11 protein-coding genes and 1 tRNA gene are annotated in these 12065 nt (G+C 30.4%); 3 read left to right on the top strand and 9 right to left on the bottom strand.

Going from position 1 to position 12065, the window contains the following annotated elements; translation table 11 throughout:
• Positions 1–379: 379 nt before the first annotated feature.
• The 5 genes from P161_RS0103675 to P161_RS18950 all read right to left on the bottom strand — a co-directional run bounded on the left by P161_RS0103675 (position 380) and on the right by P161_RS18950 (position 5402).
• Positions 380–1087 (bottom strand): porin family protein, encoded by a 708-nt coding sequence (locus P161_RS0103675; protein WP_026775713.1) that lies wholly within the window; start codon positions 1085–1087, stop codon positions 380–382.
• Between the two features lie 2 nt (positions 1088–1089).
• Positions 1090–1821: a bifunctional demethylmenaquinone methyltransferase/2-methoxy-6-polyprenyl-1,4-benzoquinol methylase UbiE gene (ubiE, locus tag P161_RS0103670; RefSeq protein ID WP_026775712.1), complete on the bottom strand. Its 732-nt coding sequence runs from the start codon at positions 1819–1821 to the stop codon at positions 1090–1092.
• A gap of 65 nt (positions 1822–1886) precedes the next feature.
• Positions 1887–2792 (bottom strand): NifU family protein, encoded by a 906-nt coding sequence (locus tag P161_RS0103665; protein WP_026775711.1) that lies wholly within the window; start codon positions 2790–2792, stop codon positions 1887–1889.
• A gap of 102 nt (positions 2793–2894) precedes the next feature.
• Positions 2895–4298, bottom strand: a complete 1404-nt coding sequence (locus P161_RS0103660; protein WP_026775710.1) for an OmpP1/FadL family transporter — start codon at positions 4296–4298, stop codon at positions 2895–2897.
• Positions 4299–4328: 30 nt separating this feature from the next.
• Entirely contained in the window at positions 4329–5402 is a 1074-nt protein-coding gene (locus P161_RS18950) for a hypothetical protein (RefSeq protein ID WP_051605654.1), read from the bottom strand.
• A 152-nt stretch (positions 5403–5554) separates the two neighbouring features.
• On the opposite strand from P161_RS18950, the gene proS reads away from it, so the two are divergent.
• From proS to rpsT, 3 genes are all read left to right on the top strand, one after another.
• Complete coding sequence (gene proS / locus P161_RS0103640) at positions 5555–7033, top strand: proline--tRNA ligase (protein WP_026775708.1); 1479 nt, start codon at positions 5555–5557, stop codon at positions 7031–7033.
• A gap of 106 nt (positions 7034–7139) precedes the next feature.
• A tRNA-Glu gene (locus tag P161_RS0103635) sits at positions 7140–7211 on the top strand.
• A 36-nt stretch (positions 7212–7247) separates the two neighbouring features.
• On the top strand, positions 7248–7499 hold the full coding sequence (rpsT, locus tag P161_RS0103630; RefSeq protein WP_026775707.1) for a 30S ribosomal protein S20: 252 nt from the start codon (positions 7248–7250) through the stop codon (positions 7497–7499).
• A gap of 82 nt (positions 7500–7581) precedes the next feature.
• On the opposite strand, the gene rodA is transcribed toward rpsT, so the two are convergent.
• From rodA to mreC, 4 genes are read right to left on the bottom strand one after another with little or no spacing between them, the layout of a single operon-like run.
• On the bottom strand, positions 7582–8862 hold the full coding sequence (gene rodA / locus P161_RS0103625) for a rod shape-determining protein RodA (protein WP_026775706.1): 1281 nt from the start codon (positions 8860–8862) through the stop codon (positions 7582–7584).
• Positions 8843–10732, bottom strand: a complete 1890-nt coding sequence (gene mrdA / locus P161_RS0103620) for a penicillin-binding protein 2 (RefSeq protein WP_026775705.1) — start codon at positions 10730–10732, stop codon at positions 8843–8845. Before mrdA ends, rodA begins: the two co-directional genes overlap by 20 nt.
• Entirely contained in the window at positions 10732–11235 is a 504-nt protein-coding gene (gene mreD, locus P161_RS0103615; RefSeq protein WP_026775704.1) for a rod shape-determining protein MreD, read from the bottom strand. The genes mrdA and mreD overlap by 1 nt, the downstream gene beginning before the upstream one ends.
• The gene (gene mreC / locus P161_RS0103610; protein ID WP_026775703.1) at positions 11228–12052 is read right to left on the bottom strand and encodes a rod shape-determining protein MreC; all 825 of its coding nucleotides are present in this window, start codon (positions 12050–12052) and stop codon (positions 11228–11230) included. Before mreC ends, mreD begins: the two co-directional genes overlap by 8 nt.
• Positions 12053–12065 lie beyond the last annotated feature (13 nt).

Raw genomic sequence — 12065 nt, 5'->3', positions numbered from 1 at the left:
CTATGTAGCTTTGTTTTTCTTACGCTATTTTTTTATTAATATTTTGCTCTTACAGAGCTGAAAATCCTAGAGGGATGAAATATTCATAGAAAATTATTTCAAAATTAAGTTTAGCCCTAGAAGGGCGATATATTAAAAATTTGGTTATTTAGTAAGAGTTTTGGGAGTTTATAAAGTTTTAATCTGACAATAATAATAAATAATTCTAGATTCTAAAGGAGTTAGATATTTTGTCTCTGAGAATCTCCGCGAAAAACCTCTGTGAATCTTTGTGTAATAGCATTTCGTGATTTTGTGAAAATTTATCACAATAATAAAATATAATAATCTGTGTAATCCGTGTCCAAATCTCTTTTTGAATCTCTATATAATAAAAATCCTACTCAAAGGCAAAGTTCAAAAATACGCCACGAGTTCCCATAAAGTTAATAGGGGCAGTCCATTGGCTATTTGGGTCGTCATCGTATTTTATCTCGTTATTAATGGCAAAAACGCCACGAATAGAAGGTGAAAATTTAAAGAAAGCTAAATAAATATCAATTCCTACACCAACTTCGTACATAAAATTGGTGGATTGCATTCTAAATTGTCCAGCAGAATTATCATCTTGATTGGCTTCATTACTAGAAAAATTATAATCTAAAGAAACACCACCCAATACATACGGACGAATATTTTTATAGCGATCTGTGCTGAACTTAAAAACTACAGGAAAATGCAAATATGTAGAGCCAATTTCTCTAATGCTGTCTTGTGGATTGCTAGAAGTATTTAAATGATTGAAAATAATATTTTTTGAATTACTTACTAATCCAGGCTCTAAACGTACACTTAAGTTTTTATGCAAGCGTAATTCTGCAATTAAACCAACATTAAAACCATAGGTTGGTTCTACAGAAATATCAGCATTAAAAACTTGGCTATTTCTTAAGTTTAATTTAAAGTCATTTTGATTGATTCCTAAATAAAAACCATAATGAATTTTTCTATCATCGAACGTTGGTAAATTTTCTACACGTTCTCTTTGAGCGAAAAATGTTGCAGAAATCATCAAGAAAAAACCAAAAAGAACCCCTTTTTTAATCATTTTTATAAACTTGCAGTGTAAATTGTGGCAACTCCAAAAGTTACAGGAGTTGCTTCTGTATGTGTAAACCCGTTTTTTTGTAAAATATTGTTGAAAGCTTCTCCAAAAGGAAAAGAATTTGCTGATTCAGATAAATAAGAATAGGCAACCTTGTCTTTAGATAGCAATTTACCAACTGCTGGCAAAAATAGATTGGTGTAGATTTTGTAACCTTGTTTAAAAGGAAATTTTACAGGGTTTGATGTTTCTAAAATAACTAAAACTCCAGTTGGTTTTAATACTCTAGCAATTTCTGTTAAGCCTTTGTTAAGGTTGGCAAAATTTCGCACGCCAAAAGAAACAGTAATGGCATCAAACGTGTTATCGTCAAAAGGCATTTCTTCAGAATCGCCCACAATCATTTCTATTTTGTCAGAAAGTTTAGCTTTGGCAATTTTTTGTTTCCCAACGTCTAACATTCCTGCAGAAATATCTAAACCAACTATTCTGTCTGGTTTTAAAGCAGCCATCATTAAGGCTAAATCTCCTGTTCCTGTGGCAATGTCTAAAATTTGTTTCGGATTGTTTTTACCAACAATCTCCACTACTTTTTTACGCCATTTTACATCAATTCCTAAAGAAATAACTCTGTTTAAACCATCGTAATTGCCAGAAATAGTGTCAAACATTTGGGCAACTTGCTCTTTTTTTCCTAAATCTGAATCTTTGTAAGGATTAATTTTTTCTGCTGACATGTATGTTTGATTTAAGCTAAATATTTTTATTTTTCTCCTAACTCCTAACTCCTAACTCCTAACTCCTAACCGTTAATTGCTACAACACCATTAATTTGACCTGGCATCATATCTTTTAATAAAGCCTCAATTCCATTTTTTAAAGTTGCTGTAGAAGATGGACAGCCACTACAAGCACCTTGTAAAACTACACTTACAACTTTGTTTTTTTCATCATAAGACCTAAAGGCAATATTTCCTCCATCACCAGCTACAGCAGGCTTTATATATTCATCTAAAATATCTGAAATTTGAGCAGGAATCCCTTCTAACTCAATAACGGGTGCTATAGTTTCTTTATGTGTTGCAGTATCTAAAGTAGGTAATTCTTTTATAATGGTTTTTCCATCCACTAAATATTCGCGAATAAACGTTCTTACTTCTGCAAAAACCTCTTTCCATTCCACCATATCATATTTGGTTACAGAAACATAATTATCAGAAATAAAAACTTCTTTTACAAAAGGAAAATTAAAAATGGCTTGTGCTAAAGGAGATGATTTACTTGCTTCTTCTATGTTTTTGAACTCAACATCTGTTTGTGTTAAATTCTTGTTTGTACCAAATTTCATTACTCCAGGATTTGGCGTAACTTCTGCATATACTTCAATGGCTTCTTTTTTGGATGATGAGGTTTGTTCGTTTACAACCACATTTCCATCATTTAAATACGCCTGAATTTGTTCAGCAACTTCGTCTTGCACATCTTGCCATTCTACAATATCGAAACGTTGAATTGCAATAAAATTAGCCGTTACAAATATTTTTTTTACAAAAGGTAAATAGAATAATTGTTGTGCTAAAGGAGAGTTCTTTGCTTCGTCTATATTCGCGAATTCATAACTACCACCATTGATTAAAACTTGTGTACTGTTAAATTTTAATATGGTTTCGTTGGTAGTTTCTTGTATGGTAATTTTTGTCTCTTGCATGTTCTAAAGTATAAGTTGCAAAATTAAGGGAAAAAACTGACTTGCAATAAAAAAGACCTTGCATATTTGTATATACAAGGTCTTTATTATAGAGAAAATTGATTATAAGCTTATCGAAACTGTTCCTGTAAAAAATCTGTTATCTAAAGTGATGTTTGATGCATCAACATTAAAACCAGAATAAAAATTATAAGCACCAGTTCTGTTGCTATTGCTGTAAGCAAAATCTACTTTAAAATTACCAAAATTATAACCAGCTCCAAAAGAATAACCAGTAACATCATCTAATTGTAAAGCACTACCATTATTAAAATTATTGTTTTCATAAGGAGATTGTTCATAGGAGTAACCACCTCTAACACTAAATTTATCTAAACGCCATTCTGTACCAATGTTCAAATTGTGAGTATTTCTAAAATCGTTTTGAAAAGCTTGGTTTTCTGCAGAAAAATCATCTTCAGAAAGATTAATTCCTTTATAGTTTTTATTACTATAGTCTAAACTTATCAAACCGTTTTTACCAAATATAAAAGCTGTACTTGCTATTAGTTTACTTGGTGTTCTTAATCTATAAAATAATTGTTGTGAAGGGAAAAAATTATTAGCAGTATTGTCGTAAATTAAATTATCTTCACTTACTATTATTTCTGTATCCCCAAAAAAACCATCATTATCTACAATATTACTATCCTCAATAACTTCTGAAAACCAAGTTGGTGTTTGATAAGACAAACCAAATCTAAAACTTTGATTTGCTCTATAGATAAAACCTAAATTAGCAGAAAAGCCAGTTCCTGTTGTAAAGTTTTCTTGATATAAATTGGCATCTAATTCATTTCCATTAACATCACTATTAAATTCAGTTAAAGTAGATTGTTGATTAAAATTTAAATCGTAAAAATTTAGTCCCAATCCTACATGTAGCTTTTGATTGTAAACAGAAGAAAATCCAAAATTTACTTCGCTTAATTCACCAGCAAAGAAATTATTAAAGCGTTGTTCATCGGCAATATCATAAACTAGGGGAGGGTTATTTAAATCTAAAGGATATTCTGTAAATGTTGCAACACCACTATTACCTTGTGCTAAAAAGTTGTTGTTAAAATCTTTTGTAATCCTGTAATTGATACCTACTGCAAATTTACTCCAGTCTGATTTGTAAGCACTATCAAAAACTAAAACAGCTCCAGCCTGTGACAAATTTGTAAACTGATTTTGATTTGCTAAATTAGTACCATAATAATTTGAGTTGATTTCTGTATTTCTAGAGTTAAATGTTCCAGAAAATAAACTATTATTAAATACAGATAATCCTGCAGGGTTTATATTTATAGATGAAATATCTGCACCCAAAGCTCCAAAAGCTCCACTCATTGCTGTAAATCTAGCTGTTCCGTTTTTATCATCTTGAGAAAATAAAATGGCTAAATCTTGGTAACTTAAAGACTGAGAAAAAGAGCCAAATGCAGTAAATATAAAAATAGCTGATATAAAAAGTTTTTTCATGTTTTTTGAAATTTTCTTTTAAGTATAATATTAATTTCCTCTTCTAGATGATGAAGACGATGATGATGATCTTCTGCTAGAGCTAGAACTGCTTGTACCTGAACTTCTTGAGGATGAAGAGCCACTACTTCTAGTTGATGATGATCTAGATCTACTGCTTGATGAGCTAGAAGCTCTATTATTTGTGCTTGATGAAGATCTTCTATATGTAGAATTACTATTTCTAGAATTTGTTCTGCTACTTCTATTTATTGTAGAGCTTCTTCTAGAGGGTGTAGAGCTTCTTCTAACTGAAGAAGAACTTCTATTTATGGTAGCACTTCTTCTTGATGGACTTATAGTTCTTCCATTTCTAACGATTCCAGATGATCTTCTGCTCGAAATTGTATTGTTTCTATTAGACAATCCAACAGTTCTTCTGCTATTTATAGAATTATTTCTTCTGTTTGTAGAAAGTCTGTTTCTAGAATTTATAGAATTATTTCTTCTTCCATAGGTATAACCTCTATCAAAGTAAGGTCTATTGTAACTATTATTCCATCGAGAACCGTAAAAACCACGATTCCAGCCCCAATTATTATGATATGGATGCCAAAAACGATTTCCTGCCCAAAAAGGATTTCCCCAGCCATTGTTGAAACCCCAACCCCAATTATTGAAACCCCAACCATTATTAAATCCCCAGCCCCAATTATTGAAGCCTGCACCCCAAAAAGGGTCATTCATTAGGTTTATGTTTACAACAACATCATTATTTTCATAACCCCAAGGTTGACTTGCATCATAATATAAGGTTTCATCAATTATTTGGTCATCAACATAATTGTTATTAGAATTATAAGAATCTACATCAACAAAAATTTCATTGTCTTCGATATTTTGAAGCTCATTTAGTTTTTTCGTAAAATAGTTTTCTTCATAATTGTTGTATTCTGGCTCATCCATAACAATTACTCTCTTTTCATCGTTACCAAGAGTAACATCACCATAAATACCATCATCATTATAAATACTTTGGTAAGTACCGCAAGAAACTAATAATAAATTAGCAGTTACAAGTAAGATAAGTTGGTGTAGCTTTAAATTTTTATAATATAGTTTCATAATGATATGTTTTAGGTATTATTCTTTATTGATGTTTTATTGCTTTAAAAACACTAAAATATAGTAGTTTTGTAGCGATTTTGAAAAAGATTTGAATCTTTTAACAAAATTTTCACTTGAAATAATGCAAAATTTGTGCCAAAGTATAGGTTATGAGTAAAAAATTAACGAAAAGATCGGAAGATTATTCTAAATGGTATAATGAATTAGTTGTGAAAGCTGATTTAGCGGAAAATTCAGCTGTTAGAGGCTGTATGGTTATAAAACCTTACGGATTCGCTATTTGGGAAAACATGCAGAAAGAATTGGATAGAATGTTTAAAGAAACAGGGCATCAAAATGCCTATTTTCCACTTTTTGTACCTAAAAGTTTATTTGAAGCAGAAGAAAAAAATGCGGAAGGATTTGCAAAAGAATGTGCTGTAGTAACGCATTACCGTTTGCAAAATGATCCTGATAATCCAGGAAAATTAAGAGTAGATCCAGAAGCTAAATTAGAAGAAGAGTTGGTGGTTAGACCAACATCTGAAGCTATTATTTGGAACACCTATAAAGGTTGGGTGCAATCTTACAGAGATTTACCTTTGTTGATAAATCAATGGGCAAATGTTGTTCGTTGGGAAATGCGTACTCGATTGTTTTTAAGAACTGCAGAGTTTTTGTGGCAAGAAGGGCATACAGCACATGCAACAAAAGCCGAAGCAGTTACAGAGGCAAAACAAATGCAAGATGTGTATGCAGAATTTGCAGAAAATTTTATGGCAATGCCAGTTATTAAAGGAGTAAAATCTGATAGTGAACGTTTTGCAGGGGCAGAAGATACCTATACAATTGAAGCTTTAATGCAAGATGGAAAAGCTTTACAGGCAGGAACAAGTCACTTTTTAGGCCAAAATTTTGCCAAAGCTTTCGATGTAAAATATACATCAAAAGAAGGGAAACAAGAATATGTTTGGGCAACTTCTTGGGGAGTTTCTACTCGTTTAATAGGTGGTTTAATTATGACGCATTCAGATGATTTAGGTTTGGTGCTTCCTCCAAAACTGGCTCCAATTCAAGTAGTAATTGTGCCTATTTATAAAAATGATGAACAATTAGAAGCAATCTCTGAAAAAGTGAACGTTTTAGTTAAAGAGCTGCGTAAAAAAGGTATTTCTGTAAAGTTTGATGATAGAGATACTTTTAGACCAGGTGCAAAATTTGCAGAATATGAATTAAAAGGAGTTCCTGTAAGAATTGCCATTGGAAATCGTGACATTGAAAACGGAACGTTAGAAATTGCAAGAAGAGATACGTTAGAAAAGCAAACTATTTCTCAAAATGATACAGTTGCATTCATAGAAAAACTATTAGAGGAAATTCAAAATAATTTATTCGATAAAGCAATAGGTTTTAGAAAAGAACATACTACAGAAGTAAACGATTTTAAGGAATTTAAACAAGCAATAAAAAATACAGGAGGTTTTGTTTCTGCTCATTGGGATGGAACAGAGGAAACCGAAGATAGAATAAAGGAATATACAAAAGCTACTATTAGATGCATTCCAAATGATGCTAAAGAAGAGTCAGGTGTTTGTGTTTTAACGGGAAAACCGTCCTCAAAAAGGGTGTTATTTGCAAAAGCGTATTAGCAAAAAAAATAAATTTAAAAAAAAAGTGATTTTTTTTAAAAAACTATTGCACAATTTAAAAAACGTTGTATATTTGCACCCGCAATTAGGAACACTTAATTGTTATGGTCCGTTCGTCTAGGGGTTAGGACGCATGGTTTTCATCCATGTAACACGGGTTCGATTCCCGTACGGACTACAAAAGTTTTAATAAGAAACAAGAAGTAAAGAAATTATGGCAAATCATAAGTCAGCATTAAAGAGAATAAGAAGTAACGACGCTAAAAGGCTACGTAACAAATATCAGCACAAAACAACTCGTAACGCAGTTAGAGATTTACGTGCAATTGAAGATAAAACTGAAGCAGAAACTAAATTGGGTAAAGTTATTTCTATGCTAGATAAATTAGCTAAAAATAATATTATTCATAAAAATAAAGCTGCTAACTTAAAGTCTCAATTGACAAAAAAGGTTGCTGCATTATAATATTTGATACTTCTATAAAACTTAAAAACTCTGAATTTATATTCAGAGTTTTTTTTGTGATAAATTTTTAGCAAATCTATTTTTAGAAATCATAATTTTTATGAGCATCTAATCTTATGAATATAAATAATAAAATAGTAAAGCCCCAAAGAGAAGATCCTCCATAACTAAAAAATGGCAAAGGAATTCCAACAGTTGGTAACAACCCTATTACCATTCCAATATTTACAATTACGTGGAAAAATAGAATAGAGGCCAAGCTGTAGCCATATATCCTACCAAACTTATTTGTATGCGATTCTGCTAAATATATTATTCTATACATTAGTAGCATAAATAGAATTATTACAAAACTGCTTCCTAAAAATCCCCATTCTTCGCCAACAGTGCTAAAAATATAATCTGTATGCTGTTCAGGAACAAAATCGCCTTGTGTTAAATTACCATTTAAAAAGCCTTTTCCAATCAAACCACCAGAACTAATTGTTAATTCAGATTGATATGAGTTGTATCCAATATTTCTATTATCAACTTTTAAACCCAATAATACTTCAAAACGATCTCTATGGTGTTGTTTAAATACATTATTGTAAGTGTACCCTGTTCCGAAAATAAATAAAGCCATAATTGCATAAATAGCTAATACTTTATGCCAATTGAATCTTAAAAATCTTTTGCCTCCTCTATAAATAATATAGGTTACAATAATGGAGATGATGATGAAAAGTGAGATAAACATTTTATTAGCTCCAAAAAATATGGTTAAAATAAATAATGTTATAAAAGTTATTCCTAATAAAATGTAATTGAGAGTCAGTCCCTCTCTGTGTAAAACAAAAAAGAAAGAAAGATAAATAAGTGCAGAACCAGCATCTGGTTGTAAGGTAATTAAAAATGCAGGAAAAAATATAATGATGAATGCCTTTATCTGATTTTTCACCAACTTAAAATTATACTGCCTGTCACTTAATAATTTAGCTATGGCAAGTGCTGTAAAAGCTTTCATAAATTCAGAGGGTTGCAAACCTAGAACTCCAAAATTAAACCAAGATTTTGCTCCATTAATTTCTTTACCAAAAGGAAATAAAAGGATTAATGAAAATATTGAAATTATATAAAAAATACTAGCATACTTTTCATAAAATTTTGAGTTAAAAAAAAGAATTAGGATAATTAGTGGAATTGTTAAAACAATAAAAATTAATTGTTTACCGTATTTTGTTGCAAAACCTATAAGTTCAATATCTTCCTCAGATTTTGAGGCTGCAAAAATATTTACCCAGCCAAAACCGACTAAAGCAATGTAAATAAAAACTAAAATCCAATCTATACCTGCAAATATATTATTTTGTTCTTGACGCAATTTCTTCTAAGGGTTTTTGAATTTGTTTGTCATAAATTTCTTGCAAGCTCATGTTTAACATATTTAATTCTCTGTATTTATTTCTTTCAGAGATTTTTCCGTTAATATATTTTTCGATCATTAAACTTGTTATGGGAGCAGCAATTGTTGATCCATAACCACCATTTTCTACGAAAACTGCTAAAGCTATTTTAGGATTGTCTTTAGGCGCAAATGCTACTAAAATTGAATGATCTTTTAATTGTTCTTTAACACCATCAACAATAATAAAATTTTCTGCGGTTCCTGTTTTTCCACAAATTTCGATGTCTTTTACTTGAGCCCATTGACCTGTTCCTGTTTTAAAAACTTCATGCATAGCCTCAATAACAGGTGTAAAATGCTTTTTATCTATAGTCGTTTTTTTAGCAACTGTATAGTTTGGATTGTCTATGAAAGCAGTATCAATTTTTTTTACAATATGTGGTGTGTAAAAATAGCCTCTATTTGCTATAGCAGCAGTAAAGTTTGCTAGTTGTATAGGGGTTGTTAAAATTTCACCTTGACCAATTGCGTTTGAGATAATGGTAGACCCATTCCATGAATATTTATAACGATTGTCATAGTAATTTCCATCAGGAATTAGTCCTCTTTGTCCTGCAGGTAAATCGTAGCCTAAAAAATCTCCTAATCCAAAACTAGCTACATGATCGTGCCAAGTATTTAAACCTTGGGTAGGATTGTTGTCTTTTTCTACAATTCTTTTATAGGTATTAGAAAAATAACTATTACAAGATTTTGCAATAGCAGTTTTTAATTGAATTGGACTGCCATAAATTCCACAGTGGCATCCCATAAATTCTCCTGCTCTGTTTCCATATCTAAAGCCTCCATAACATCTAAATGCTGTATGTTGATTGATAACATTTTCTTGTAAACCTATTAAGGCATTCATCATTTTAAAAGGACTTCCAGGTGCATAAGCTGCTAATAAACCCCTGTCATAACTTGGTTTACTAATTGAATCATTAAATAAAAGAACTGAATTTTTTGAACGTTTTCTACCCACTAACATATTAGGGTCATAAGAAGGAGCTGTTACCAATGCTAAAATTTCGCCAGTTGAAGGTTCAATAGCAACAATCCCCCCACGTTTTCCTTTCATTAGCTGTTGTGCATATAATTGTAACTCGATGTCTAAGGTTAACCTTAAGTCTTTACCATTTTCTGGCAATGTATCATACATACCATCTTTATAAGAGCCAGTAACTTTGTTAAATCGGTTTCTGTGTAAGTATTTTTTTCCTTTACTACCTCTTAGAATTTCTTCATATTGTCTTTCTACACCATCTTTTCCTTCTAATTCACCTTGTTGGTAATACGTGCTATTTCTTGCTTTTTCTTCATTTACCTCTCCAATATATCCTAAAACATTGGCAGCTGCCTTTATTGGGTAATCTCTAATGATTCTTTTTTGAATAAAAAAACCAGTGTATTTGTGTAGTTTTTCTTGTAAAAAAGCAAAATCTTCTTTGGCTAATTGTTTTAAGAAAACAGATGCTAAATATGGGGCATAATCTTCTGCTTTTTGAAAGCGTTTTAAAAAATCTTCTTTATCAATTTTTAAAAGTTTACAGAACTCTAAAGTATCTAAAGCTTTTACTTGATTTGGTTGTACCATTACATCATAAGAAAGTTGGTTTGCAACCAATAACTTTCCATTTCTATCATATATATAACCACGCTCAGGATAGTCGTAAATTATTTTTACAGCGGCATTATGAATAGGATCATAACTTTCGCTTCTAATTATTTGCAATTGAAATAAGCGCCCAATAAAAACTAGACCAATAAAGGTGATTAGAAAATAGAGTAAAAAACTTTTTTGCATTATTCGCTTTTAGTAAAAATGTAAGTTCCTAAAAAATATAATAATAACGTAAAAATACTTGAATAAATTGTATTTAAAAGTACGTTAGAAAAATTATAAAAACTAAAATTAGCAAAAGAAAAGTAGATAAGATGATGAATGATTGTTAAAGTTACTACGTAATTAAAAATTTTACCAAAAGATTCTGATTTTAATTTGAAAAACGGATAATCTGCTGGTATTTTTCTGAAGTAAATTCTTATAAAAAATAATCGTATGTAAGAGATACATAAAATTGAAAAAGCATGAATTCCTCCTGAGTCAGAAAAAAAATCGACAGAAAGACCTAATAAAAAACTGTAAAATAAAAACGGAAATCTATTTTCTTTTAGTGGATACAAAAAAACAAAAACAATATATAAATACGGATTTATAAACCCTAAAAATAAAATGTTATTTAGCACAAAAACCTGCAAAAAAAGCAGTAAAAAAAATAACGTAACCATTTTAAATGGATTATTCATCTTGCGCTTCTAAAAGTTTTATTTCTATAGTGTCTAAGTTTTTCACAACCTGCACAAAACCTAAATTACTCATGTCATTAAAAAGAGTAACATCTACTTTATTATCTGCTGTACTACCTTTGTTAATTTTAGATATAACCCCCACCAAAATACCTTCTGGAAAAATTGTAGATTTTCCTCCAGTTTCTATAGTATCTCCAATTTTTAAAGGTGCTTGTCTTGGTATATCAGAAAGTTGAACAGTATTATAATCTTTTCCATTCCAGCTCAAGGAACCAAAATAGTTGCTGTTTTTTAAACGAGCATTAATTTTACTATTTCTATTTAAAATAGATTGAACCCTTGCATAGTTTGCAGAATAATTATCCGTAATTCCTATAATTCCTTTACTATTAATTACAGCCATTTCTTTTTTTATGCCTTGATTTTCACCTTTATCAATTGTTAAAAAATTAAACTCTTTAGCATAATTATTATTGATAATTTTAGCAGTGGTAAAAATGTATTTCTGTCGATATTTCGTAGAATCAATAATAATTGAATCTACACTTAAATTTGTGGAGTTGTATTTTTCTATCAGGTTTTTTAAACGCGTGTTTTCTTCAGCTAAAAGTGTGTTTTCAGATTTTAAATTCCAATATTCAGCAATATTTGAAGTTTGCGAGTAAAACCCACCAGTAATAAAATTTGCAGAGTTTACAAATTTACTTTTATGGAAATCTAAATTATTAAACGTTAACGTAAGCGAAATAAATGATAGCAATAAAAAGAACAGGAAATATTTAAACTTCTGAAAAAAATAGATGAGTTGTTGCATTCTTAAACCTTAA

This window comes from Polaribacter sp. Hel_I_88, assembly GCF_000687935.1.
In the GTDB taxonomy this organism is placed as follows: Bacteria; Bacteroidota; Bacteroidia; order Flavobacteriales; family Flavobacteriaceae; genus Polaribacter.
The sequence above is the reverse complement of the archived record's forward strand: the minus strand, read 5'-3'. Positions and strand labels throughout refer to the sequence as shown.